21 protein-coding genes and 1 pseudogene are annotated in these 24,044 nt (G+C 72.0%); 12 read left to right on the top strand and 10 right to left on the bottom strand.

Going from position 1 to position 24,044, the window contains the following annotated elements:
- Positions 1-538 precede the first annotated feature (538 nt).
- Positions 539-715 (top strand): superinfection immunity protein, encoded by a 177-nt coding sequence (locus tag ACZ7H1_RS24860; protein ID WP_470789760.1) that lies wholly within the window; start codon positions 539-541, stop codon positions 713-715.
- A gap of 33 nt (positions 716-748) precedes the next feature.
- Here ACZ7H1_RS24860 and ACZ7H1_RS24855 read toward each other — a convergent pair whose 3' ends face one another.
- Entirely contained in the window at positions 749-1,699 is a 951-nt protein-coding gene (locus tag ACZ7H1_RS24855) for an alpha/beta fold hydrolase (protein WP_470789758.1), read from the bottom strand.
- Between ACZ7H1_RS24855 and ACZ7H1_RS24850 the strand changes: the two genes are divergently transcribed.
- Together ACZ7H1_RS24850 and ACZ7H1_RS24845 are read left to right on the top strand one after the other, a co-directional pair.
- Complete coding sequence (locus ACZ7H1_RS24850; protein WP_470789757.1) at positions 1,698-2,099, top strand: hypothetical protein; 402 nt, start codon at positions 1,698-1,700, stop codon at positions 2,097-2,099. The genes ACZ7H1_RS24855 and ACZ7H1_RS24850 overlap by 2 nt on opposite strands.
- 1 nt (position 2,100) lies before the next feature.
- Positions 2,101-4,569 (top strand): DUF4132 domain-containing protein, encoded by a 2,469-nt coding sequence (locus tag ACZ7H1_RS24845; protein ID WP_470789755.1) that lies wholly within the window; start codon positions 2,101-2,103, stop codon positions 4,567-4,569.
- Between the two features lie 92 nt (positions 4,570-4,661).
- Here ACZ7H1_RS24845 and ACZ7H1_RS24840 read toward each other — a convergent pair whose 3' ends face one another.
- The 5 genes from ACZ7H1_RS24840 to ACZ7H1_RS24820 form a co-directional block, all read right to left on the bottom strand.
- Positions 4,662-5,420, bottom strand: coding sequence for a succinate dehydrogenase iron-sulfur subunit (locus ACZ7H1_RS24840; protein ID WP_470789753.1), 759 nt, complete (start codon positions 5,418-5,420; stop codon positions 4,662-4,664).
- Complete coding sequence (sdhA, locus tag ACZ7H1_RS24835; RefSeq protein WP_470789751.1) at positions 5,420-7,174, bottom strand: succinate dehydrogenase flavoprotein subunit; 1,755 nt, start codon at positions 7,172-7,174, stop codon at positions 5,420-5,422. Before sdhA ends, ACZ7H1_RS24840 begins: the two co-directional genes overlap by 1 nt.
- A 23-nt stretch (positions 7,175-7,197) precedes the next feature.
- The gene (locus ACZ7H1_RS24830; RefSeq protein WP_470789749.1) at positions 7,198-7,674 is read right to left on the bottom strand and encodes a succinate dehydrogenase hydrophobic membrane anchor subunit; all 477 of its coding nucleotides are present in this window, start codon (positions 7,672-7,674) and stop codon (positions 7,198-7,200) included.
- A gap of 5 nt (positions 7,675-7,679) precedes the next feature.
- Positions 7,680-8,060 carry a succinate dehydrogenase, cytochrome b556 subunit gene (gene sdhC, locus ACZ7H1_RS24825; RefSeq protein WP_328968883.1) on the bottom strand — a complete coding sequence of 127 codons (381 nt, stop codon included), beginning with the start codon at positions 8,058-8,060 and terminating at the stop codon, positions 7,680-7,682.
- Positions 8,061-8,193: 133 nt separating this feature from the next.
- Complete coding sequence (locus ACZ7H1_RS24820; RefSeq protein ID WP_470789773.1) at positions 8,194-8,748, bottom strand: 2-oxo-4-hydroxy-4-carboxy-5-ureidoimidazoline decarboxylase; 555 nt, start codon at positions 8,746-8,748, stop codon at positions 8,194-8,196.
- Between the two features lie 391 nt (positions 8,749-9,139).
- Here ACZ7H1_RS24820 and ACZ7H1_RS24815 point away from each other — a divergent pair, with 391 nt between their 5' ends.
- Positions 9,140-9,859, top strand: a complete 720-nt coding sequence (locus ACZ7H1_RS24815) for an RNA polymerase sigma factor (RefSeq protein WP_470789772.1) — start codon at positions 9,140-9,142, stop codon at positions 9,857-9,859.
- The gene (locus ACZ7H1_RS24810) at positions 9,859-10,863 is read left to right on the top strand and encodes a hypothetical protein (RefSeq protein WP_470789747.1); all 1,005 of its coding nucleotides are present in this window, start codon (positions 9,859-9,861) and stop codon (positions 10,861-10,863) included. Before ACZ7H1_RS24815 ends, ACZ7H1_RS24810 begins: the two co-directional genes overlap by 1 nt.
- Before the next feature lie 280 nt (positions 10,864-11,143).
- On the opposite strand, the gene ACZ7H1_RS24805 is transcribed toward ACZ7H1_RS24810, so the two are convergent.
- Positions 11,144-11,989, bottom strand: coding sequence for a L,D-transpeptidase family protein (locus tag ACZ7H1_RS24805; protein WP_470789745.1), 846 nt, complete (start codon positions 11,987-11,989; stop codon positions 11,144-11,146).
- A gap of 118 nt (positions 11,990-12,107) precedes the next feature.
- Here ACZ7H1_RS24805 and ACZ7H1_RS24800 point away from each other — a divergent pair, with 118 nt between their 5' ends.
- Together ACZ7H1_RS24800 and leuE are read left to right on the top strand one after the other, a co-directional pair.
- Positions 12,108-13,691, top strand: a complete 1,584-nt coding sequence (locus tag ACZ7H1_RS24800; RefSeq protein ID WP_470789743.1) for an acyl-CoA mutase large subunit family protein — start codon at positions 12,108-12,110, stop codon at positions 13,689-13,691.
- Between the two features lie 45 nt (positions 13,692-13,736).
- The gene (gene leuE / locus ACZ7H1_RS24795) at positions 13,737-14,387 is read left to right on the top strand and encodes a leucine efflux protein LeuE (protein WP_470789741.1); all 651 of its coding nucleotides are present in this window, start codon (positions 13,737-13,739) and stop codon (positions 14,385-14,387) included.
- Here the strand turns inward: leuE and ACZ7H1_RS24790 are convergent.
- From ACZ7H1_RS24790 to ACZ7H1_RS24780, 3 genes are read right to left on the bottom strand one after another with little or no spacing between them, the layout of a single operon-like run.
- Entirely contained in the window at positions 14,380-15,498 is a 1,119-nt protein-coding gene (locus ACZ7H1_RS24790) for an acyltransferase family protein (protein ID WP_470789739.1), read from the bottom strand. The genes leuE and ACZ7H1_RS24790 overlap by 8 nt on opposite strands.
- On the bottom strand, positions 15,495-16,859 hold the full coding sequence (locus ACZ7H1_RS24785; protein ID WP_470789738.1) for a polysialyltransferase family glycosyltransferase: 1,365 nt from the start codon (positions 16,857-16,859) through the stop codon (positions 15,495-15,497). Before ACZ7H1_RS24785 ends, ACZ7H1_RS24790 begins: the two co-directional genes overlap by 4 nt.
- A complete protein-coding gene (locus tag ACZ7H1_RS24780) occupies positions 16,859-17,836 on the bottom strand; it encodes a glycosyltransferase family 2 protein (RefSeq protein ID WP_470789736.1) in 978 nt (325 codons plus the stop codon). The genes ACZ7H1_RS24785 and ACZ7H1_RS24780 overlap by 1 nt, the downstream gene beginning before the upstream one ends.
- A 236-nt stretch (positions 17,837-18,072) precedes the next feature.
- On the opposite strand from ACZ7H1_RS24780, the gene ACZ7H1_RS24775 reads away from it, so the two are divergent.
- From ACZ7H1_RS24775 to ACZ7H1_RS24755, 5 genes and pseudogenes are all read left to right on the top strand, one after another.
- Positions 18,073-19,386 (top strand): DUF6716 putative glycosyltransferase, encoded by a 1,314-nt coding sequence (locus ACZ7H1_RS24775; protein WP_470789734.1) that lies wholly within the window; start codon positions 18,073-18,075, stop codon positions 19,384-19,386.
- Positions 19,383-19,793, top strand: a pseudogene (locus tag ACZ7H1_RS24770) (acylneuraminate cytidylyltransferase family protein); the annotation flags it as partial. The gene ACZ7H1_RS24775 and the pseudogene ACZ7H1_RS24770, both read left to right, overlap by 4 nt.
- A 474-nt stretch (positions 19,794-20,267) precedes the next feature.
- A complete protein-coding gene (locus tag ACZ7H1_RS24765; RefSeq protein ID WP_470789770.1) occupies positions 20,268-21,191 on the top strand; it encodes an N-acetylneuraminate synthase family protein in 924 nt (307 codons plus the stop codon).
- A 50-nt stretch (positions 21,192-21,241) separates the two neighbouring features.
- Positions 21,242-22,453, top strand: coding sequence for a hypothetical protein (locus ACZ7H1_RS24760; RefSeq protein ID WP_470789732.1), 1,212 nt, complete (start codon positions 21,242-21,244; stop codon positions 22,451-22,453).
- Positions 22,454-22,590: 137 nt separating this feature from the next.
- Entirely contained in the window at positions 22,591-23,835 is a 1,245-nt protein-coding gene (locus ACZ7H1_RS24755; protein WP_470789769.1) for an amidohydrolase, read from the top strand.
- Positions 23,836-24,044 lie beyond the last annotated feature (209 nt).

Here is a 24,044-nt window from a genome sequence, read left to right as displayed (position 1 = left end):
ATGCGGGCAGACCACGGAGAACCGTCCAAACCCCGACCCACCGGAAACACGCCCCCATCACCCCGCCCACCACTCACGTCCCCGACCTGCCGGAAGAGGCCACTGACACCGGCCAGGCATCACGCTGACCGCAGCAGGACTCGGCTCAGCCGAGGGGGCGGGTGGGCAAACGCCGGACGGGGAAGTCCCGCTTGGGGGCGGAGGGCCGAGCCGGCAGAGCGCCGGGCCCCTCCCGCCGTCACCCCGACAGCAGCACACCTCGGCTCAGCCGAGCGCCGGTGACCGGACCCGCTCGGGGGAGAAGGGCGGGTCCGGTAGGGCAGCCGCCAGTGCGGCCCGCTCACCGGCAGAGCGTTGGCCCGCAGTAGCCCCCGCCCCGCCCCCACCCCCGCCTGGGCGTCCGGCGGGCGGGTTCAGGGCGGGTTGTGGGTGGGCCGGGGGTGAGGCGTAGGCGCAGGGGTGGGGCGCTGCTACCAAGAAAAGCGAAGGAGAAAGCGAAGGCGAGCGGGAACGCGGACTTGAGAGTGCGGGGGTGGCGATGGAAGCGTCAGTGATCGTGGTGCTGGCACTGTTCTACTTCGTTCCGACGGTGGTTGCCGTCGCGCGAGGGGTGTCGAACAGCGGGTCGGTCTTCGTGATCAACCTGTTCCTCGGGTGGTCCGTGATCGGCTGGGTGGCGGCCCTGGCCATGGCGGCCCGCTCCGTGGAGCGGTAGGAACGGAAGGGCGGGGGAGCGAGCCGTCGGCAATCAGGCCGCCTCCGCCCCCAAGAACTCCAGCAGCAGCTTCGTGATCTCCTCCGGCCGTTCCAGGGACGGCAGATGGCCCGCCCACGGCAGTTCCACGTGGCGGGCGTGGGGGAGCAGGGAGGGGAGGGAAGCGGCGATCTCGCGGAAGTCGGCGAGGTCGTGCGCGCCGCCGACGGCGAGGGTGCGGGCCGCGATGGTGGTGAGGTCGACATCCTGCCCGGGGAGTTCGTAGTTCTCCTCGTCGGAGCCGTCGGAGCCGTCGGAGCCGTCGGAGCCGTCGGAGCCGTCGGAGCCGTCGGAGCCGTCGGAGCCGTCGGAGCCGTCGCCCTCACCGACTCCCTCGCCGCCGCCCCCGCCCACCCCCCACGACACGAAATTGCCGCGCTGCATCTCCGCCACGAGGGCGCGGGTGGCCGCGGTGGCCTCCGGGCCCAGCCAGGTGCGGACGTTCAGGTCGACCGCGCCCTCGAGGTCGCCCGCCTCCAGCAGGGCCTCCTCGGCCTCGTCGAACGCATCGAGCTCCGGGCCCTGCTCGTGGCCCGGCCGGCCCGCGCAGAGCAGTGCGAGGGCGGTGACCCGCTCCGGGTGGAGGGCCGCGATGCGCAGGGCGATCCGGCCGCCGTAGGAGGCGCCGACCAGGGTGGCCCGGCCGATGCCCAGGTCGTCGAGGAGGGCGACGACGTCGGTCTCGTCGGAGTACGGGGCCGTCGCCGCCGGGGACTCGCCGCAGGTGCGGAAGTCCGCGCGCACCACCCGGAAGCCGGCTTCGGCCAGGGGCTTCCACTGGGGGTCCCACATGCGGCGGTCGCAGACGGAGGAGTGCAGCAGGATCACGGCCGGCGCGTCGGCCGGACCGTCCACATCATGAGAAATGATCACCACGGCATCGTCGCAGCCGAACACCCGCCCGACCATCGAATTGTCAGTGGGGCCCTCTACCGTCGTGGTCATGGGAATGGTGACGTTCGTCGACGAGACGACTGCGGGGAGCCGCGCCGACGGCTGGGGGATCGAGATCGCCGAGGAGCGGCTCGCGTTGCGCGAGCTGATCCGGCGCCGCGTCTTCCAGGAGGTCGCCGAGCAGCGCGCGGCCACCCTGGTCGCCGCGCCGCACCACACACCCACCGCCCACGAGACCTGCAAGGCCCACGAGACCTGCAAGGCCCACGCTGCCCGCAAGTCTCCCGTGGACCCGGAAGTGCAGACGGAGATCGCGCTGAAGGCCTTCGCGCGCAACGGCTTCCTCGTGCTGGTGGGGGACCGGCAGATCACCGAGCTGGACGAGGAGGTCGAGCTTCCGCTCGGCACCGAGGTCACCTTCCTCAAGCTCGTGGCACTGGTGGGGGGCTGAGATGGGACACGAGGGCGAGTACGCCGCAGCCGTGGTGCTGGCCGCGCGCGGGGACGACGTACGAGAGCTGGCCGAAGCGCTCCTCCTCGCGGCGCGCCACTACGACAACTACTGGTACGGCGAGCGCGGGATGGCGCTCGCCGCGGTGCGCGAGCTGCCGGCCGCCCGGCGCGAGCAGCTCGCGCACGCGCTCGCCGACCGGTTCGGGGAGCAGCACGAGGACTCCCCGGTGCGGCGGAGCATCCTGGTGCTGCTCGGCACGCTGCTGCACGACCTGCCCGTCGACGTGCTCGTGGCCGAGCGGCGGGCGGCGCTGGAGATGCTGGGGCGCCAGTCGTCCTTCTGGTACGGGCGGGGCTGGGAAGCGGTCGCCCGCGCCGAGCTCGCCGCCGGGCGGCAGCTGCCGCCCGCTGCGATCGCGACCCTGCGCCGCAGTTCGGACGGGTACGGCCGCAAGGACATCGCCGAGGTCGCCGCGCAGCTCACCGAGCCGGTGCTCAACGTCGGCGAGGAGTGGGCCGAGCGGGCCATGGCCGACGAGCGGTGGCACGGTCTGCTGCGGTACGTGCTGACGGCGACGGCCGCCAAGCCCTCCGCCCGCTGGGACAAGGGCGCCCTGGCCCTGATCGGCGAGCTCGGCGCGGAGGAGGTCCGGGAGGCCGTGCTGTCGTGGCTGGCCCTGGTGGGCCGGCCCCGGACGTTCCTGCTGGAGCCCGGTGCGTACGAGCCCGACGTGAACGCCGCGTTCGATCCGTTCAACGCCAACGCGCTGCGCGGTCTGGTCTGGCTGGCGAGTCTGCTGCCGGCGTGCCCGGACACGGCCCGGACGCTCGGGGCGGTCGTGGAGAGCGCCCTGCGCAAGGTCGCGGGGCTGGGCCCGCGCAATCCGAAGGTGGCGAATGCCGGGGTCAACGCCCTGGCCCGGATGGAGGGCGAGGCGGCGCTCGCGGAGCTGGCCCGGCTCGGCACCCGGGTGACGTACAAGGGCACCCTCAAGCTCCTCGACGGCGCGCTGGAGGACCGGGCCGCGGTGCTCGGGCTGAGCCGGGACGAGATCGAGGAGCTGGCCGTTCCGGCGTACGGGCTCACGGACGTCGGCGTGGCCGAGCGGCGGTTCGGCGAGGTAAGGGTCCGGCTGGAGGTCCGCGGCACCCGTGTCGACACGGCGTGGACGAATGCCTCCGGCAAGGCGGTGAAGAGCGTGCCCGCCGCGGTCCGGCGCGAGCACGGCGAGGAGCTCAAGGAGCTCAAGACCGCAGTGAAGGACATCGAGAAGACGCTGTCGGCGCAGGCAGAGCGGCTGGACCGGCAGTTCCTGGCCCGCCGCACCTGGCGGTACGCCGTGTGGCGCGAGCGGTACCTCGACCACCCGCTGGTCGGCACGCTGGCCCGTCGGCTGATCTGGACGGTCGGCGGGCTGCCGGTGCTGTTCGACGGCACGGACCTCCGCAGCGTCGACGGCGACCCGGTGTGCGCCACCTCCTCGGCCGAGGTCACGCTCTGGCACCCCGTTGGGCGGGAGGCGGCCGAGGTCTCGGCCTGGCGCGAGCGCCTCGAAGCGCTGCGCGTGACCCAGCCGTTCAAGCAGGCCCACCGCGAGGTGTACGTGCTGACGGACGCGGAGCGGGCGACCGGCACGTACTCCAACCGCTTCGCCGCGCACGTCCTGCGCCAGCACCAGTTCCACTCGCTCGCCGCGGTCCGCGGCTGGCGCAACAAGCTGCGGCTGTGCGTGGACGATTCGGCGCCGCCGGCGGTCCGGGAGCTGCCGCAGTGGGGGCTGCGGGCCGAGTACTGGATCGAGGGCGAGGGCGAGGACTACGGCACCGACACCACGGATTCCGGCAGCTACCTGCGCCTGCGGACCGACCAGGTGCGCTTCTACCCGATCGACGCGCCGCAGAACGAGGCGAGCACGTACGGCGGCGCGTACACGATGTGGCTGCGCGACGGACAGGACCCGGTGGAGCCGCTGCCGCTCGGCGGGATCCCCGAGCTGGTGCTCAGCGAAGTGCTGCGGGACGTGGACCTGTTCGTCGGCGTCGCCAGTGTGGGCAACGACCCCACCTGGTCGGACGGCGGGCCCGGCGGCCGCTTCCGCGAGTACTGGACGTCGTACGGCTTCGGGGAGCTGAACCAGAGCGCGCAGACCCGCAGGGCGCTGCTGGAGCGGCTGGTGCCGCGGCTCGCGATCGCGGACCGGTGCACGCTCGACGGCCGGTTCCTGCACGTGAAGGGCGAGCTCCACACGTACAAGATCCATTTGGGCTCGGGCAACATCCTGCGGACGCCGAACGACCAGTACGTGTGCATCGTGCCCGGCGGCAGTGCCGCTGCCGCCGCGGCGCCGGACAGCGGATACCTGCCCTTCGAGGGGGACCGCACCCTGGCCGTCATCCTCAGCAAGGCACTGCTGCTGGCGGCCGATACGGAGATCACCGACCCGACCATCACCTCCCAGCTGCGGTGAGGTGACGGTGAGGTGACACATGCCGAAGGCCCGCACCCCCAGGGGGCGCGGGCCTTCGGTGAACCTGCCGACCGGAAGGTCGGACCAGAAGGTCAGAAGCGGCGCGTGATCAGCGCGCGCTTGACTTCCTGGATCGCCTTCGTGACCTCGATGCCACGCGGGCACGCGTCGGTGCAGTTGAACGTCGTGCGGCAGCGCCACACGCCGTCCTTGTCGTTCAGGATCTCCAGGCGCTGCTCGCCGGCCTCGTCACGCGAGTCGAAGATGAAGCGGTGCGCGTTGACGATCGCCGCCGGGCCGAAGTACTGGCCGTCGTTCCAGAACACCGGGCACGAGGACGTGCACGCGGCGCACAGGATGCACTTGGTGGTGTCGTCGAAGCGCTCGCGGTCCTCGGCGGACTGCAGGCGCTCGCGCGTCGGCTCGTTGCCCTTGGTGACCAGGAACGGCATGACGTCGCGGTACGCCTGGAAGAAGGGCTCCATGTCGACCACGAGGTCCTTCATCACCGTCAGGCCCTTGATGGCCTCGACCGTGATCGGCTTCTCCGGGTTGATGTCCTTGATCAGCGTCTTGCAGGCGAGCCTGTTCTTGCCGTTGATCCGCATCGCGTCGGAGCCGCAGATGCCGTGCGCGCACGAGCGGCGGAAGGTCAGCGTGCCGTCGAGGTCCCACTTGATCTTGTGGAGACCGTCGAGCACGCGCTCCTTCGGGTCGATCTCGATCTGGAAGTCCTGCCACTGGGCGTCTTCCGACACCTCGGGGTTGTAGCGGCGGATCCGGAACGTGACCGTGATGTACGGGGAGGCCGCGGCCGCCTCTTCCATCTTGTCCAGAGTCGGGGTAGCCATCAGTACTTACGCTCCATCGGCTGGTAGCGGGTGGTGACGACCGGCTTGTAGTCGAGGCGGACCGAGTCCGTGCCGTCGTCGCCGACCTCGCGGTACGCCATGGTGTGGCGCATGAAGTTGACGTCGTCGCGGTTCGGGTAGTCCTCGCGGTAGTGACCGCCGCGGGACTCCTTGCGGGCCAGCGCCGACACGGCCATGACCTCGGCCAGGTCGAGCAGGTTGCCCAGCTCGATGGCCTCCAGCAGGTCCGTGTTGAACCGCTTGCCCTTGTCCTGGATCGCCACGTTCTTGTACCGCGCGCGCAGCTCCGCGATCTTCTCGACCGCGGTCTTGATCGTCTGCTCGGTGCGGAACACCATCACGTTGGCGTCCATGGTCTCCTGCAGCTCCAGGCGCAGGTCGGCGACCCGCTCGTTGCCGGTGGAGTTGCGCAGCCGCTCGACCTGCTCGACCACGAGGGACGCCGGGTCCTCCGGCAGCTCGACGTAGTCGTTCTCGGCGGCGTACCGCGCGGCCGCGATACCGGAGCGCTTGCCGAACACGTTGATGTCCAGCAGCGAGTTCGTGCCGAGGCGGTTGGCGCCGTGCACGGAGACGCAGGCGACCTCGCCGGCCGCGTACAGGCCGGGGACGACGGTGGTGTTGTCCGAGAGGACCTCACCCTCGACGTTGGTCGGGATGCCGCCCATGGCGTAGTGCGCGGTGGGCTGGATCGGGATCGGGTCCGTGTAGGGCTCGATGCCGAGGTACGTGCGCGCGAACTCCGTGATGTCCGGGAGCTTCGCGTCCAGCTGCTCCGGCGGGAGGTGCGTCAGGTCCAGGTACACGTGGTCACCGGCGGGACCGCAGCCGCGGCCCTCACGGATCTCGGTGTAGATGGAGCGCGAGACGACGTCACGGGACGCGAGGTCCTTCATGACCGGCGCGTACTTCTCCATGAAGCGCTCGCCGTCCTTGTTGCGGAGGATGCCGCCCTCACCGCGGGCGCCCTCCGTCAGCAGGATGCCCATGCGCCAGATGCCCGTCGGGTGGAACTGGAAGAACTCCATGTCCTCCAGCGGCAGACCGCGCCGGTAGCAGGCCGCCTGGCCGTCACCGGTGAGGGTGTGCGCGTTGGAGGTCACCTTGAAGAACTTGCCCGTGCCGCCGGAGGCGTAGATGACGGACTTCGCCTGGAAGACGTGGATCTCGCCGGTGGCGAGCTCGTACGCGACGACGCCGGCCGACTTCTTGACGCCGTCGACCTCCATGATCAGCTGGTCCAGGACGTAGAACTCGTTGAAGAACTCCACGCCCTCCTTCACACAGTTCTGGTACAGCGTCTGAAGGATCATGTGACCGGTGCGGTCCGCGGCGTAGCAGGACCGGCGGACCGGCGCCTCGCCGTGGTTGCGCGAGTGGCCGCCGAAGCGGCGCTGGTCGATGGTGCCGTCCGGGGTGCGGTTGAACGGCAGGCCCATCTTCTCCAGGTCGAGGACGGCGTCGATGGCCTCCTTCGCCAGGATCTCGGCGGCGTCCTGGTCGACCAGGTAGTCACCGCCCTTGACCGTGTCGAAGGTGTGCCACTCCCAGTTGTCCTCTTCCACGTTCGCCAGCGCGGCGGCCATGCCGCCCTGCGCGGCGCCCGTGTGGGAGCGGGTCGGGTACAGCTTCGTCAGGACGGCGGTGCGGCTGCGCTTCGTCGCCTCGATGGCGGCGCGCATGCCCGCGCCGCCGGCGCCGACGATGACGGTGTCGTACTTGTGGATCTTCATCGTGGTTTGCCTCAGCCCCGTGCCTAGCGGATGTTCGGGTCGAAGGTGAAGATCACCAGCGTGCCCAGAAGGATGGTGAACACCGTGGCGGTGTAGAGCAGGCCCTTCAGCCACAGCCGCGTGTTGGCGCGCTCCGCGTAGTCGTTGATGACGGTACGCAGACCGTTGGCGCCGTGCAGCATCGCCAGCCACAGCATCAGCAGGTCCCAGACCTGCCAGAAGGGCGAGGCCCAGCGGCCGGCCACGAAGGCGAAGCCGATCTTGGACACGCCGCCGTCCAGCACCAGCTGGATGAGCAGGTGGCCGATGACCAGGACGACCAGCACGATGCCCGACAGGCGCATGAAGAGCCATGCGGCCATTTCGAAGTTGCCGCGGGTGGAGCGGGGCGTCTTGCCCGTCCGCTTGCGCGGGGCCTCGATGTACGGGGCGGGGTTCTCGACGTCGTAGAGGCTCACGCCCTGCACGTCGCCGATCGCGGAAGAGGTGTCAGAAGACATGTGCGTCACTTCCCGAACAGTTCAGCAGCTGCGTGGCCGAGTACGGGGTACAGGGCCCCGGCCATCAGCACGACCCAGACGCCCACGACGGACCAGAGCATCTGCTTCTGGTAGCGGGGGCCCTTGGACCAGAAGTCCACGGCGATGACACGGAGTCCGTTCAGCGCGTGGAAGAGGATTGCGGCCACGAGGCCGTACTCCAGCAGCGCGACGATCGGAGTCTTGTAGGTAGCCACGACATCGTCGTACGCCTCGGGGGAGACGCGGACGAGAGCGGTGTCGAGGACGTGTACGAACAGGAAGAAGAAAATGAGGACGCCGGTGACTCGATGAGCCACCCAGGACCACATTCCTTCCCGGCCGCGGTACAACGTTCCAGCCGGCACGGAAAACCCTCCGGAAGCGGGGCGGGGGCCAGCCGGCTTCGTTGTCGGTCGGGCCCGGCCGGGTACGGTCCTCCGGCCCCGGACATCGTAGCGACGCTTTGTCGGTTCCTTCGCCCGGGGGCCTCTGGTGTGATCAAACAGGCACGGACGGACTATCCGACAGGCTGGAACCGGCCCATTGCGGGCTTACGGCGCCTACCCCGTCAACCAGTGCGATCAGCCGCCCCCGGGCGAGTCGCCGCAGCTCGTCGGCCGCGACGGACCGCTCCTCTTCCTCCGCGTGCGCCATCCGGCGGCGGATACCGGCCAGCACGTGGTTCGGGTGCTCCTCGGCCGGGTGCCCGTCGAGGCAGATGACGAAGGCGTGCCCGAACTTCCGCTCGTACTCCGCGTGGGCGGCGTGGAGGGCGAGGTGGGCGGCGTAGGGGGCGGTCGGGTGCAGTTCCGCGGACGACTCGTCGGCCAGGGCCTCCGCCAGGTCCTCGGGGGCGAGGTCGTACCCTGCTTCGTCGGCAGCGGCCAGAAGGGCGTCCATATCCGGGTACGGTCGGTGGGCGGCCATCCGGTGCGCCCAGTGCCGGCTGCCGCAGCAGTGCAGCAGGGCGTCCTCGGCCTCCTCGGCCGGGGCGGCGTTGAAGCGGGCCAGCCCGGAGCTGCCGCGGACCTGGGCCGGGAAGTGGCTGGACAGCGGGGGGCTCCTCGGGGCGGGGCGCGACGGGGGTGTGCGGCCAAGCTATCGAGGGCCGGGCGGCACCGTCGTACGGATACGCGGATTTCACCCTTACGAGGGGGAGGGGGCGAAGCGGCGGACGGGCGCGACGCGGGCAGGACGGCGGGGCGTGCGGATCCGGAGCGGCAGCCGAGGCCGCCACCCCCCACAGGAGAGGCCCCGGCCGCCGTCCGTTACGGGCTCGTGCGACAAGCCCGTACCCCTCTCAGCGTCGCGGGTGCGTTTTGTGTCACACCCCGCTTCGCGCACGAATGGTTGCTGGTTGTACAACTCGTGGACGACAGGTACTTGAAAGCCGTAACGTGCTGATTTGCGCAGGACGTACAGGACAGTGAACGGGTTGGGGACTTTGCTGGGGGACGACGCGGAGCTGACCGCCGCGGTGCTCGCGGCACAGTGCGGCGACGAGAACGGCTTCCGGACTGTGTACCGCACGGTGCACCCGCGCCTGCTCGGGTACGTACGCACGCTCGTGGGCGACACGGAGGCCGAGGACGTCACGTCCGAGGCCTGGCTGCAGATCGCCCGGGACCTCGGCTCCTTCACCGGGGACGCCGACCGCTTCCGGGGCTGGGCCGCACGAATAGCCCGCAACCGCGCGCTGGACCACGTCCGGATGCGCGGCCGCCGCCCCGCCGTCGGCGGCGACGAGACGGAACTGACCGGCCGGGCCGCCGACAGCGACACCGCCGTCGAGGCGATGGAATCCCTGTCGACCGGCCGCACCATGGCCCTCATCGCCCGCCTCCCGCAGGACCAGGCCGAGGCCGTCGTGCTGCGCGTGGTCGTCGGGCTCGACGCCAAGAGCGCCGCCGAGACCCTCGGCAAGCGGCCCGGAGCGGTCCGCACGGCAGCCCACCGCGGCCTCAAAAGACTCGCCGAGATGCTCGGAAGCGAGTTCGGGGATAATGCGGATGACCAAGGCGCGCCCGGTGACCCCGGGGGCTCCGGCGGTCAGGGGGGCAGCCGGGATCTCGACGCCGTACCGGCACCGCGGGCACACCGCGACGGTCCCGTGGAACGGTCCGGTGTGACGCAATCGCGTTGGCGGACGCAGAAGGACATGTGATGGCCGACGATCGCTACAGGTGGCTTGACGGTGCCGCGGCGGAGAAACTGCTGCGCGGCGAACCGGTCGAGCCCGCCGGGGGTCGTCGCGCACAGGACGAAGCCGCGCGCCTCGCAGACGCCCTCGACGCCCTCGTCCCGGCCCCCCGCTCCGCCGACGCCGCCGTACTCCCCGGTGAGGAAGCCGCCCTCGCGGCCTTCCGGGCCGCCCGCTCCGCCGGGGCCGTCCCGCACCGGGCCGCGGCCGACGAACCGCTGACCGTCCGGCTGGGCGTGCCCGAGATCACCCGCACCCCGGCCGTACGCCGCCGGGTCCGGCGCCCGCTGCGCTTCGCGCTCGCCGCGTCCGTCGCTGCCATCGCCGTCGGCGGCGTCGCCACCGCGGCGACCACCGGCCTGATCCCCGACCTGCGCGACGCTGCGGGCCCCGCCCCCTCCGTCTCGGTCGGCATCGGACCCGCGCCGGAAGAGACCGGTCCCACCGCCTCGCAGGATCCTGCCGTGGGCGTCCCGGCCGACAAGCTACGCGCGTCCGAGGGCCCTTCGGGCAGCCCGGAGACCGCCGACCCGCAGGCCACGACCGAGGGCGGCATCCGCCCGGACGGCGATGCCGAAGGCGGCCAGGGCGGGACGAAGGGCAAGGACGTCGGAGGGGCCGGCGACGGGGGCGGCGGAGGCAAGGACAAGGCGGCCGGCGGTACGGACGGCGGGGACACCAAGGACGACGCCACCGTCGTGACCGCCCTCTGCAAGGAGCTGCGGGCCGGCCGGCTCGCGGGCGAGCGCCGGCAGCGGCTGGTGCGTGCGGCCCGGGGCATCAGCCTGGAGAAGTTCTGCGACGCGAAGCTCGGCAGTTCGAGCGGCTCGGGCGGCTCGGGCGGTTCCGGCGGCCGCGACGAGGGCGACGGGGACGACGACATCCTCCAGACCCCGCCGGGCGGCACCGTCCCCGAGGACGACAGCGGCAGGCTGCCGACCCTCGGCTTCGGCCGCGACGCCCGCTAGGGCAACCGGCGAAGCCCGCCGGGAACATCCGCCGGAAATACCCCGCGGCCAAGCCCGTTCGCTGGGTGCCCGGCAGCGTGTCCGCACGTCGCAGCGGGGCGGCGCACATACGGCTGTAACACTTTTCGAGCGGTCGGCGCAGTACCTAGTGAGCCGACTGGTCATCGGCCGCGCATGAGCCGGGGTTCCCCCCGTACCCCTGGGCTCTGCGCAACCGGCGCGGGCGGGGCACGTTCCCCCGGCCCTGCCCGCGCCCCCTACGTTCCGCCGCCTCCGCGGCTCACCAGTAGACGACGACCTTGTCGCCCACGTTCACCTGCCGGAACACCGAGGCCAGCCGCTGCTTGTCCCGGACGTTCACGCAGCCGTGCGAACCGCCCGAGTAGCCGCGCGCCGCGAAGTCGGCCGAGTAGTGCACGGCCTGGCCCCGGCTGAAGAACATCGAGTACGGCATCTCCGTGTGGTACAGCGTCGAGGTCCACTTGACCTCCTTGCGGTCCACCTTGAACTCGCCCTCGCGCGTCGGCGTGTTCTCGGAGCCGAAGCGGACGTCCATCGCCGAGACCACCTTGCCGTCGATCATCCAGGCGAGGGTGCGGCTCTCCTTGCTGATGCACAGCACCCGGCCGGTCAGGCAGCGCGGGTCCGGAGCGGCCGGCTCCTTGGTGGTGGGCGGGTTCAGCTCGTTCTCGGTGGGCTTGCGGGAGGAGGCGAGCAGCTCCTGCCAGGTCTTCCCGTCCACGGTGCCGGTGACCGGCAGCTGCTCGTCCTGCTGGAAGGCCTTGACCGCCGTCGCGGTGAGCGTGCCGTAGAAGGCCGTGGGGCTGCGCTTGAAGTGGCCGAGCTGCCGCAGTCGGGCCTGGAGTTCGCGCACCTTCTCGCTCTCCGTGCCGTCCGCCATCAGCGGACCGTCCGAGGCGGGGGCGGAGGCGGTGGGCTCGCCGGAGGCCGAGGGGCCTTCGCCGAGCGGCTTGTCGTCCGTGGAGGGCGTGGGAGCGGCGGTGGCCGCCCCGGTGCCCGTGCCCGTGCCCGTACCGGCGGGCTCCTCCTGCGGACCGCAGCCGGCCGCCAGTGCCATGGCGGCGACTGCCGCGAACGTGTGGAATATGACGGCGCTACGGCGCATTGCTCTCCCCCGAAAATCTGCGTGTGTACCTAATGGATGCCGCCCGGACGTGCACGGTTGCGGACGGCGCGACGATGTTGCCACTACGTGACACGGTCCTGACACGGAGGTACTGCACATGGCGCGCGAGACGGAATCGGGGCTGCCCATCCGGCCGGTGTACGGGCCCGCGGACCACCCCGGCCGGGACCCGCAGCGGCAGCTCGGCGAACCGGGCGGCTACCCCTTCACCCGCGGGATCTACCCCTCGATGTACACCGGACGGCCCTGGACCATGCGGCAGTACGCCGGCTTCGGCACGGCCGCCGAGTCCAACGCCCGCTACCGGCAGCTGATCGAGCACGGGACCACCGGCCTGTCGGTCGCCTTCGACCTGCCCACCCAGATGGGCTACGACAGCGACGCCCCCCTCGCCCACGGCGAGGTCGGCAAGGTCGGCGTCGCGATCGACTCGGTCGAGGACATGCGCGTGCTCTTCGACGGGATCCCGCTCGACCGGGTCTCCACCTCGATGACGATCAACGCCCCGGCGGCCCTGCTGCTCCTGCTCTACCAGCTGGTCGCTGAGGAACAGGGCGTGCCGGCCGACCGGCTGACCGGCACCGTCCAGAACGACGTGCTCAAGGAGTACATCGCGCGGGGGACGTACATCTTCCCGCCCGCGCCCTCGCTGCGGCTGATCGCCGACGTCTTCCGTTACTGCCGGGCCGAGATCCCCCGCTGGAACACCATCTCCATCTCCGGCTACCACATGGCGGAGGCGGGGGCCTCGCCCGTGCAGGAGGTGGCGTTCACGCTGGCCGACGGGATCGAGTACGTCCGCACCGCGGTCGCCGCGGGCATGGACGTCGACGAGTTCGCCCCGCGGCTGTCCTTCTTCTTCGTCGCCCGCACCACCCTCCTGGAGGAGGTGGCGAAGTTCCGGGCCGCCCGGCGCATCTGGGCGCGGGTGATGAGGGAGGATTTCGGGGCCCGGGACCCGAAGTCGATGATGCTGCGCTTCCACACGCAGACCGCGGGCGTGCAGCTGACCGCCCAGCAGCCCGAGGTCAACCTCGTACGGGTCGCCGTCCAGGGGCTGGCGGCGGTGCTCGGCGGAACGCAGTCGCTGCACACCAACTCCTTCGACGAGGCGATCGCCCTGCCCACCGAGAAGTCGGCCCGCCTCGCGCTGCGCACGCAGCAGGTCCTGGCGTACGAGACCGACGTGACGGCCACCGTCGACCCGTTCGCGGGGTCGTACGTGGTCGAGTCGATGACGGACGAGCTGGAGGCGGCGGCCGTGGCGCTGATGGGCCGGGTCGAGGAGCTCGGCGGGGCGGTCGCGGCCATCGAGCGCGGTTTCCAGAAGGGCGAGATCGAGCGGAACGCCTACCGCATCGCACGGGAGACGGACAGCGGCGAGCGGGTGGTCGTCGGGGTGAACCGCTTCGCCCTCGACGAGGAGGAGCCCTACGAGCCGCTGCGGGTGGACCCGTCGATCGAGGCGCGGCAGGCGGAGCGGCTGGCGCGGCTGCGGGCGGACCGGGACGGCGCGGCGGTGGACCGGGCGCTGGCGGCGCTGCGGGAGGCCGCGGCGGGCACCGGGAACGTCCTCTACCCGATGAAGGAGGCGCTGCGGGAGCGGGCCACGGTCGGCGAGGTCTGCGACGCGCTGCGGGCGGTCTGGGGGACGTACGTGCCGGTGGATTCCACCTGGTGAAAACCGGTGGCGGGAGTGTCGTACCCGCGTGCGAGACTCGTCGGCATGCTGGGTGTGACCGATCTTCCGACGTATCTCGCGGCACTGGTGCTGATCGTGCTGCTGCCGGGGCCGAATTCGCTGTACGTGCTCTCCGTCGCCTCTCGGCACGGTGTGCGCGAGGGGTACCGCGCGGCCTGCGGGGTGTTCACGGGCGACACCGTGCTGATGGTGCTGGCGGCCGTCGGCGCGGGGGCGCTGCTCCAGGCCAGCCCGCTGCTGTTCGGCATCGTGAAGGTCCTGGGCGCCGGGTACCTCGCCTGGATAGCCGTCGGCATGATGCGGGCCGCCTGGGCGATGTGGCGGACCCGCCGGTCGGGCCCGGAGCAGGCGGCGGCCGCGGAGCAGCCCGGTCCGTCGGCCGAGCGCCCGTACCGGCGCGCCCTGGTGGTCAGCCTGCTGAACCCGAAGGCCATCCTCTTCCTGCTGTCGTTCTTCGTGCAGTTCGTGGACCCCGACTACGCCTACCCGGCGCTGTCGTTCCTGCTGCTCGGTGCGCTGGGCCAGCTGGCGAGCTTCCTGTACCTGAGCACGCTGATATTCAGCGGTGCCCGGCTGTCGGCGGCCTTCCGCCGCCGCAAGCGCCTGTCGGCCGGTGTCACCTCGGCCGCCGGCGTCCTCTTCCTCGGCTTCGCCGCGAAGCTGGCGGTCAGCTGAGCGCCTTGCGCAGCCTCGGCGTCAGCGGTTTCTCCACCAGCCGGTAGAGCAGCCAGGCCAGCCCCAGCATCAGCGCGACCGTCCCCAGCAGGGTCGCCGCGGGCGGCAGCCCCAGCCGCTGGTGCAGCTCGCGGATGACGACCCAGCCCAGGTGCTCGTGCACCAGGTAGAAGGGGTACGTCAGCGCTCCGGCGACGGTCAGCCAGCGCCAGTTCATCCAGTCGAGCCTGCCCAGTGCGATCAGGGCGACGGCCACGAAGCCCGCGGTGACCACGGCCACGATCACGCCCGCGCTGCGGTACGAGAAGAAGCGCGGGTCCGGGGCGTGCCACAGCCCCGCCACGGCGTAGTGCTGGCCGATCAGCCAGCCCGCCAGGGCCACGCCCCAGGCCGGGACGTCGCGGTGGTCGCGGTGGACCAGGTAGAGGCCGATCCCGCCGATGAAGAAGGGCGCGTACTGCGGCATCAGGGCCTGCCGCAGGAATTGCGCGTCCGCCACGTCCGAGAGCGCGGCGGCCAGCGTCCACACCGCGCAGAAGAGCAGGATCCGCTGTCGTCCGCCGCCCGGCAGCACCACGAACAGCGCGAAGAGCGCGTAGAAGCGCAGCTCGGCCCAGAGGGTCCAGCAGACCCCGAGCACCCGGTCCGCCCCCAGCGGCTGCTGGAGCATGGTCAGGTTGACCAGGAAGTCCGGGCCGGACACGGTCCGGTGCGCCACCCAGGGCAGCGCGAAGACCAGCGTGATCAGCAGGATCGCCGCCCAGTAGGCGGGGTAGAGGCGGGCCACCCGCGAGGCGAAGAACGACTTCAGCGGCCGGTTCCACGCGCTCATGCAGATGACGAAGCCGCTGATCACGAAAAATATCTGCACGCCGAGGCAGCCGTACGCCAGCCAGGGCGCGGACTCGGGGAACAGCTCGCGGGGCGACTGCCCCCAGGACTTGGCGACCTCGCCGCCGCGTCCCGCGTAGTGGTACCCCGCGACCATCAGGGCGGCGAGCAGCCGCAGCCCGTCCAGGGCGCGCAGCCGCGGCCGGCCCGCGGGGCGCGGCCGGGCACCGCGCTGCTGCACGGGCACGGGCACGGGCACGGGGCCGGCGGTGGCGGTCATCCGAGTGCGGCCCGGCGCAGGTGGCGTACCCGGCGGACCACGCGGCGCACGGCCGGGCTGCGCGGGATGAACGCCAGCTGGGGCGGGACGGCGCCGGGCAGGCCCAGTGCGGTCAGCCGCCGCTTCTTGAAGTACCGCCAGGTGTGGTCGTCGAGCCGGCGGGCGAGGTAGCGCTCCGCCTCGGCGCGCCGAGTGGCGAGGACCTGGGACTGCATGGCGTACCCGACGGCCGTGACCAGGCCGGTGAGGTCCTCCAGTGCGGCGGGTCCCGGCGGGGTCCAGGCCCGTACGGCCGCCGGGTCCTCCAGCTCGGGCAGCAGCGCGTCCACGATGGTGAGGGGGACGCGGTTGCTGTTCTGGTACGGCGCGATGCGGTCGAGCAGGGCGCCGGTGCCGGTGCGGGCGACCGGGATGCCGTACAGCGCGGACGCGGTGAGCAGTCCGGTGGAGAAGCAGCCGACGACGAGCGCCGGGTCCAGCTGCCGGTAGAGCACCTCGGCCAGGACCGGTGCGTCCACGACGGTGAGCCGGGCGCCGAGGCGCTCCGCCTCCTCCTCGACCATGCGGGACCAGCGGGCCGGGGCGCTCGGGTGGGGCTTGAACACGAGGTGCTCGTGGCCGAGGGCGTGGGCGCCGCGGACCATGCGGACGTGGAGTTCTTCCTCTTCCTGCGGGGTGATCAGGCCGAGGGCGGACAGGTACTGCCCGAGCAGTACGGCGGGCCGCTCGCCCGACTCGTGCGCCGGGACGTACTCCTGCTCGTCCCGGGCCAGGTCGTCGAGCACCTTGCGGAAGGCCTCGGTGGGCACGATCTCCGCGGGGACGCCGAACTCGCTCAGCAGCAGCGGCTCCAGGCCGGCCACCAGGTCGAGGTGGAGCAGCCGCTTGATGCGGACCCCGGTCAGCGGGTCGAGCTTGTTGCGCGTGGGCCCGTAGCTCATCAGCCCGTCGGCGTAGACCTCGACCGGTGTGCCGGCGAAGACCTGGACGAGGGCCTGGGCGGGGGCGACCTGGATGGACTCGACGATCAGCTGTATCCGGTCCTCGCCGAGGTCCCACAGCTGCCGCAGCTGCCGCTCCCACAGCGGGGCGTCGTCGTTGCGGGGCTGCCAGCCGCCCGGGTGGAAGGGCTCGATGACGGCGTTCCAGTCGCGCACCTCGTCGAAGCGGGTGGCGAGCCGGGCGAAGCCGGGCATCTCGGCGGGTCCCGGAGTGGTCTCGGGCACCGCGGAGTTGTTGCTGACGAGCAGGATGCGGCGGTCGGCCCGGCCGAAGCAGCCCGCGTCGAGGGCGGCGGCGAGGGTCGCCGTGCCGTAGAGCGTGGACGCCAGGAAGATCTGGGTGGTGCGGCGCGCGGCCATCAGGCGGCCACCTCCGCGCCGGCGGAGCGGCGCCGGAGCCTGCGCAGGCGTCCCGCGCGCTCGGTGTCCATGGAATTCAGTGCCTCGTCCAGCACGTCCTGCGGCATTCGCCTCAGCGCGGCCGCGCTCATCGAACGGAGTTTTCTGGCCACGACCGGTTCGAACCTTTCAATGGAGCCGACATGGTGCGAAATGATTGCGCAATAGGTGCGCACTGCTTTCGGCATAAGCCGGTCCGCATCGCGGTCCTGCGACGTTTCCAGCAGTACCTGGTCGAATGCCCGGATGAAGTCGAGCTGGCGCACGTCGCCGATCTGCGTCAGCGAGGTCGCGACGCCCCGCCGGTAGAAGAGGCCCGGCAGGCCGACCGCGGCGAAGCTGTCCGCCTCGCGGTGCAGCCGCCAGATCCACGGCCGGTCCTCGGCGGTCCGCAGGCCGTCCGTGAAGTGCAGCAGCCCGCGGTCCGCGAGCCGCCGGTGGTACATGCCGGCCCAGGCGAAGGGGTAGTCGACCGAGGTGGTGCGGTCGGCGGGCAGGATCGCCTCGCGCGGCTGCAGCACCTCGCCCTGCGGGCCGTACGGCACGCGCTGCACGGTGCGGTTGCGGCCCGTGCACCGGACGTGGTCGATGCGGACGAAGTCGCAGCCCAGCGATTCGATGGAGGCCAGGACCCGGCTCAGGTGACCGGGGGCGAGCCAGTCGTCCCCGTCCATGAAGGTGATGAATTCGCCGCTCGCGGCATCGAGACCGGTGTTCCGGGCGGTGGCGAGACCGCCGTTCTTCTCGTGTCTGATGTGCACCGCTCCGGGCAGGTCGCGGGCCGCCCGCTCCAGGAGCTCGGGCGTCCCGTCCGACGAACAGTCGTCGACGAGGATGAACTCGAAGTCGTCCCGCGCATTGCTGCGCAGGCTCCGGAGGGCGTCTGGTGCGTATGTCTGCACGTTGAAGAACGGCACGACGACAGAAAGCTTGACCACCCACGTGACACTAGGACTTGGCGCCGCATTCACCATGGACCGGGCAAGGACTTTCGGTGAACTCCGGGCGTCGGATCGCTTAACCAGAACGGTTCCCGCCGGTGTCCTGTCCGTATTCGCATTGCGTCGACTGGCTGTTAACCCTCTGTTGTGCGGTCGTTGGGCCGATCACTGGAATTCCGGCATAGCTTCGGGCCGTGCCAGTAAGTACCAACGGCGTAAGTGCTCCCGGGACAATGCGGGTTGCCGTACTCGCCGATTCCGATACGCGATGGAAATGGGGCGCGCTCACCGCCCGGCGCCTCGCCCCCGGCTGTGCAGAGCCCGACGGTCACCTGACGGGATTCCTGCTGCGTGGACGGGCCACCCCCACCGCGCGCCAGCTCGGCGAAGTGGGTGTCCGCGCCGACCGGTTGACGGAAGTCACCTGCGCCGAATTCCTCGCCGAAATCAAGAACGGCGGATACGACGTGGTCGTGCTCGCGCTCGTCGGCGGGGCCGTCCAGGCCGTGCTGCACGGGCTGCGCGCCCTGTGGCCCGAGCCCGCGCGGCGGCCCGTCCTCGTCACCGGCTACGTCGGCGTCGTCTACGAGAAACTCGCCGACGGGCTGCTGCTGCGGCACGGCGCCGACGTCGTCCTCGCCAACTCCCGCCACGACGCGGACCGCTTCCGCGCCGTGTACGAGGGCGTCGGCGCCGACGCCGGAGCCGTCACCGAGACCGCACTGCCCTTCCTCGGCGGCGCACCGTACGAACAGAAGACCAGCCGCGCGCACACCGTCGTCTTCGCCGCCCAGCCCTCCGTGCCCGAGAGCCGCGCCGACCGTACGTACATCCTGCGCCGCGCCGCCGAGCACGCCCGGCTGCACCCCGGCCGCGAGGTGCTGATCAAGCTGCGCAGCAAGCCCGGCGAGCACACCACGCACCTCGAAGAGCTGCCGTACCAGAAGCTCGCCGAGCGCCTGCCCGGCGGACTCCCGGCCAACTGCCGCCTCGTCTACGGGAACATGGGCGAGGTCCTCGACGGCACCGACCTGCTCGTGACGGTCAGCTCCACGGCCGCACTCGAATCCCTCCACCGGGGCATCCCCACCGCCGTCCTCACCGACCTCGGCGTCCGCGAGGCCCTCGGCAACCACCACTTCCTCGGCTCCGGCTGCCTGGCCTCCTGGGACCAGCTGGACGAAGGCCTGCGCCCGAAGGCCGACCCCGGATGGCTCGCCCGCCAGGGCGTGGCCGCCGACGGACCGTACGACCAGGCCTTCGCGACCGCCCGCGAACGGGTCGCCGAACTGGCCGCGCTGCCGCAGCTGCCCGCGGTCAGCCCCTACTACACGCTCGCCACCGCCCCCGGCTACCTGCCCGGCATCCTCGCCCGCCACCACCTCGGCCCGGACGGCACCCCGCTGCCCGGCGCCGTACGCCCGGCGCCCGGCCGGTCCCGGGTGCGGCGGTACGTGCGATCGGCCCTGCGGGACGCGGCGCGCGGCGCCTACCGCCACGGCGTACAGCGGGTGGCCCCGGCCATCCGCCGGATGGGAGAACTGTGAACGTCAGCACCGGGGCCGCCGGCCCCGCCGAGCGGGTCGTCCTCGCCGTCATCCCGGCCCGGGGCGGCTCCAAGGGCGTCCCGGCCAAGAACCTGGCCCCGGTCGGCGGGGTCCCCCTCGTCACCCGCGCGGTCCGGGCCTGCCTGGCCGCCGGACACGTCACCGACGTGGTGGTCTCCACCGACGACGGGGCGATCGCCGCCGCCGCCCGCGAGGCCGGCGCCGAGGTGGTCCCCCGGCCCGCGGCCATCGCCGGGGACACCGCCACCAGCGAGTCCGCCGTCCTGCACGCCATGGACGCCTTCGAGGCCCTGCACGGCGTGAGCGTCGACGCGGTGCTTCTGGTCCAGGCGACGAGCCCCTTCATCACCGCCTCCGACGTCGAGGGCGTCGCCGCCGCGGTCGTCGCCGACGGCGCCGACTCGGCCATGACGGTCGCCCCCTTCCACGGCTTCCTGTGGCGCGAGAGCCCGGTCCCCTCCGGCCGCAGCGGCTACGGCGTCAACCACGACGAGTCGCACCGGCCGCGCCGCCAGGACCGGCCCCTCGACCTGCTCGAGACCGGCGCCGCGTACGCCATGGACGCCGCCGGCTTCCGGGCCGCCGGCCACCGATTCTTCGGGCACATCGTGCCCGTCCACACCGACCCGGCACGCGTGCTGGAGATCGACGACCCGCACGACCTGGCGCGCGCCCGCGCGCTGGCCCCGCTGCTGGACCCCCCGGCCCCCGAGGCCGCCCGGCAGCTCCCGCACCACCCGCACGACCCTCACCACCCGAACGACCCGCAGCTCGACCCCGCCGGGGCGCCAGGCCACCCCGAAGCAGTTCCCGGCCCCCCGGCACCCCGTACCACCCACCACCGAAGGACGTCTCCTGCCATGACCGCCACCTCCTCCCCCCGCCTGCGCCAGCTCGGCTCCCGCATCGCCGGCCCCGGCCGCCCCGTCTACGTCGTCGGTGAGATCGGCATCAACCACAACGGCGAGCTCGACAACGCCTTCGCGCTCATCGACGCCGCCGCCGAGGCCGGCTGCGACGCCGTCAAGTTCCAGAAGCGCACCCCCGAGATCTGCACCCCGCGCGACCAGTGGGACATCGAGCGCGACACCCCCTGGGGCCGGATGACCTACATCGACTACCGCCACCGCGTCGAGTTCGGCGAGGACGAGTACCGCGCCATCGACGAGCACTGCCGCAAGCGCGGCATCGAGTGGTTCGCCTCCCCGTGGGACACCGAGGCCGTCGCGTTCCTGGAGAAGTTCGACGTCCCGGCCCACAAGGTCGCCTCGGCCTCCCTCACCGACGACGAGCTGCTGCGCGCCCTGCGCGCCACCGGCCGCACCGTCATCCTCTCCACCGGCATGTCCACCCCGAAGCAGATCCGCCACGCGGTGGAGGTGCTCGGCAGCGACAACATCCTGCTCTGCCACGCCACCTCGACCTACCCGGCCAAGGCCGAGGAGCTCAACCTGCGCGTGATCAACACGCTCCAGGAGGAGTACCCGAACGTCCCGATCGGCTACTCCGGCCACGAGACCGGCCTGCAGACCACCCTCGCCGCCGTCGCCCTCGGCGCGACCTTCGTCGAGCGCCACATCACCCTCGACCGCGCCATGTGGGGCTCCGACCAGGCCGCCTCCGTAGAGCCCGGCGGCCTCGCCCGCCTGGTCCGCGACATCCGCACCATCGAGACCGCCCTCGGCGACGGCATCAAGAAGGTCTACGAGTCCGAGCTCGGCCCGATGAAGAAGCTCCGCCGCGTCCAGGGCGAGCCCGCCGAGCTCGCCGGCGCCGGGGCCTGACCCCTCCCGCCCGGTCCCGTACGGCCCGCCCCCGACACGAGGAGAACGCGGTGACTTCGCGCGCGACGACCCTGGCCTTCGTGGAGAGCCCGGTCCAGCTGCTGAACGTCCTGGAGTGGGCCCACGCGGAAACCGGACGGGGCGCGGCCGGCCCCGGAGCTGCCCTGCTGGGCGGCGTACCGGCCCAGCCCTCGGCCCGGGCCCGGCCGCTGCCGGACCGGGCCGGCGGGCCGCCGGAACCGGAGCCCGGCCGACGGCCGTACGAGGAGCTGCGGAACCTGCGGATCGTCGTGCTGCCGCCCGTGGACCCGATGTCCCGCGGCCAGCTGCGCCGGATGGCGGGGCTGGCCAGGGACGCGGGGCACCAGGTGCAGTGGCAGGAGGCCCGCGGCGGCGGCTCGGCCCCCCTCAAGGCGCTCGCCGCCCTCGCGCGCGACGTGCGCCGGGCCGAGCGGATCGTCGTCGGGGACCCCTTCTCCCGCTACGTGCAGCTGCTGCTCACCCTGGTGAGCGCGGACGAGCTCGTCGTCGTCGACGACGGCACCGCGACCATGGAGTTCGTCTCCCAGATCGCCCGCGGCGAGCGCCTCGTGCGCTGGCACCGGGTCGGCGGCCGCGGCCTGGCCGGGCGGACCCGCGAACTGGCCTACGCGCCGGTCTCCGCGACCGCCCGGCGCCGCTTCACCCCGCGCCCGGGGCAGCGGGTCGAGGTGTTCAGCTCGATGCCCGTCACCGCCCCCGACGGGGTCCGGCTGCGGGTCAACGACTTCGCCTGGACCCGCAGCACCTTCGGGCCGCCGCGGATACACAAGGGCACGGACCTGGTCGGCACCTCCCTGGTGGAGACCGGGGTCGTGGAGCCCGCCCGGTACGTCGACGCCGTCCGCGGCCTGGCCCGCGCCCACGGCGCGACCCGCTACTTCGCCCACCGCCGAGAGAGCAACGACAAACTGCGCACGCTCAGCGAGGCCACCGGGATGGAGATCGTGCGCCCGGACCTCCCCCTCGAACTGATCGCCCGGCGTGGACCCGTCGGTCGTACGATCGTCAGCTTTCCGTCCACGGTCGTCCACACCCTGCCCTACGCACTGGCGGGCACCGGCGTCACCGTCGCCGTGGTCGACGTCGACCCGGCCTGGCTCACCGGCACGGCCTCGCCGCGCGCCCGGACTTTCCTCGCCGACGTGAACGACACCGCGCGTGACGTGCGCAGGCTCAGCTCCCTCGCGGGGGCGCCTCCGGCGGTCACCCCGGCCGGATGAGCGGCGGAGTTTACCCCCAGCGCCAGGGGGCTATGCGTCTGGAAGCCGGGTTTTCTTCCCCTAACGGGCTGAACTTTTCCTGATCTCCAGCCAGTTGGCCCTTAGGTGCGCCTACCCTTCAACGGGTGAACCAGTTGATGTCCCGCGAGTCCCTGACCGTCCTGCCCGGAGAGCCGGCCGATCCGGCGCTGCCCGGCAAGCTCCCGGAGAATCTGCGTGCCGAACTGATCGCGTTCCGCCGGGACTTGCACATGCACCCCGAGCTGGGCCACCACGAGTTCCGCACCACCGCCGCGATCAAGGCCAGACTGGAAAAAGCCGGTCTGCGGCCACGCGTACTCGCGACCGGCACCGGGCTCATCTGTGACATCGGCACCTGGGACCGTACGCGGCCCATGCTGGCCATCCGCGCGGACATCGACGCCCTGCCCATCCCCGACGCCAAGGTCTCGGCGCCGTACCGCTCCACCGTCCCCGACCGGGCGCACGCCTGCGGCCACGACGTCCACACCGCCACCGTGCTCGGCACCGGCCTGGTCCTGGCCCAGCTGCACCGCCAGGGGCTGCTGCCCCGGCCCGTACGGCTGCTCTTCCAGCCCGCAGAGGAAGTGCTGCCCGGGGGCGCCGCCGAGGCCATCGAGTCCGGCGTCCTGGACGGCGTCGGGCAGATGATCGCCGTGCACTGCGACCCGAGGGTCGACGCCGGCAGGATCGGACTCCGCCCCGGTCCCATCACCTCCGCCTGCGACCGGCTGGAGGTCACCCTCTCCGGCCCCGGCGGCCACACCGCGCGCCCGCACCTCACCACGGACCTGGTCACCGCAGCCGCCCGGGTCGCCGTCGACGTCCCGGCGCTGCTGAACCGGCGGATCGACACCCGCTCCGGGCTCTCCGTCACGTGGGGACGGATCGAATCCGGCCACGCCTGCAACGTCATCCCGATGCTCGCCGAGCTGTCCGGGACCATCCGCTGCCTGGACCTGAACGCCTGGCACGGCGCCCCCGACCTGGTGCACGCGGCCATCGACGAGATCGCCACCCTCCACGGGGCCAAGTCGGAGATCACCTACGTCCGCGGCGTCCCGCCGGTCGTGAACGACCCGGTGGTCACAGAACTGCTCCGCGACGCCATGACGGCCCGCCGCGGCGCCGGCTCCGTCGAGGACACCGAGCAGAGCCTCGGCGGGGAGGACTTCTCCTGGTACCTGGAGCAGGTGCCCGGCGCCATGGCCCGGCTGGGCGTACGCACCCCGGGCGACCCCGTCAAGCGCGATCTGCACCGCGGCGACTTCGACGTGGACGAGTCCGCGATCGCGGTCGGCGTGGAGCTGTTCACGGCGGCCGCGCTGCTCGACGCGCACCGCGCCCGCCCGGTTTCATAACGGAAGATCAAAGTTTTTTCCGGTCGGTCCCGGGCTCCGCGAGGGGCTCGGGACACTCCCCGTACACCGCAGGTACAACAGGGTTTTGGGCCTTTCGGGTTACCGATCGGTCACTGTCCGGTTCGCGACGATCCGATAACGACTCCTGAACGGGCCTTTAACTGACATCTACGCGCGTTACGATCGCCGCGAAACCAGCGCCGGTCGTG

The sequence above is a fragment of the Streptomyces sp. NPDC037401 genome (assembly GCF_055602345.1).
Note: the sequence above shows the minus strand (reverse complement) of the source record. Positions and strands in the feature narration are given on the sequence as shown.

Coding starts and splice junctions, on each gene's coding strand:
- ACZ7H1_RS24775 (WP_470789734.1), top strand. CDS start 18,073: ATGCGGGTTGCCGTACTCGCCGATTCCGATACGCGATGGAAATGGGGC.
- leuE (WP_470789741.1), top strand. CDS start 13,737: ATGCTGGGTGTGACCGATCTTCCGACGTATCTCGCGGCACTGGTGCTG.
- ACZ7H1_RS24755 (WP_470789769.1), top strand. CDS start 22,591: ATGTCCCGCGAGTCCCTGACCGTCCTGCCCGGAGAGCCGGCCGATCCG.
- ACZ7H1_RS24855 (WP_470789758.1), bottom strand. CDS start 1,699: ATGACCACGACGGTAGAGGGCCCCACTGACAATTCGATGGTCGGGCGG.
- ACZ7H1_RS24860 (WP_470789760.1), top strand. CDS start 539: ATGGAAGCGTCAGTGATCGTGGTGCTGGCACTGTTCTACTTCGTTCCG.
- ACZ7H1_RS24830 (WP_470789749.1), bottom strand. CDS start 7,674: ATGTCTTCTGACACCTCTTCCGCGATCGGCGACGTGCAGGGCGTGAGC.
- ACZ7H1_RS24785 (WP_470789738.1), bottom strand. CDS start 16,859: ATGGCCGCGCGCCGCACCACCCAGATCTTCCTGGCGTCCACGCTCTAC.
- ACZ7H1_RS24810 (WP_470789747.1), top strand. CDS start 9,859: ATGGCCGACGATCGCTACAGGTGGCTTGACGGTGCCGCGGCGGAGAAA.
- ACZ7H1_RS24840 (WP_470789753.1), bottom strand. CDS start 5,420: ATGGCTACCCCGACTCTGGACAAGATGGAAGAGGCGGCCGCGGCCTCC.
- sdhA (WP_470789751.1), bottom strand. CDS start 7,174: ATGAAGATCCACAAGTACGACACCGTCATCGTCGGCGCCGGCGGCGCG.
- ACZ7H1_RS24850 (WP_470789757.1), top strand. CDS start 1,698: ATGGGAATGGTGACGTTCGTCGACGAGACGACTGCGGGGAGCCGCGCC.
- ACZ7H1_RS24790 (WP_470789739.1), bottom strand. CDS start 15,498: ATGACCGCCACCGCCGGCCCCGTGCCCGTGCCCGTGCCCGTGCAGCAG.
- ACZ7H1_RS24765 (WP_470789770.1), top strand. CDS start 20,268: ATGACCGCCACCTCCTCCCCCCGCCTGCGCCAGCTCGGCTCCCGCATC.
- ACZ7H1_RS24800 (WP_470789743.1), top strand. CDS start 12,108: ATGGCGCGCGAGACGGAATCGGGGCTGCCCATCCGGCCGGTGTACGGG.
- ACZ7H1_RS24845 (WP_470789755.1), top strand. CDS start 2,101: ATGGGACACGAGGGCGAGTACGCCGCAGCCGTGGTGCTGGCCGCGCGC.
- ACZ7H1_RS24805 (WP_470789745.1), bottom strand. CDS start 11,989: ATGCGCCGTAGCGCCGTCATATTCCACACGTTCGCGGCAGTCGCCGCC.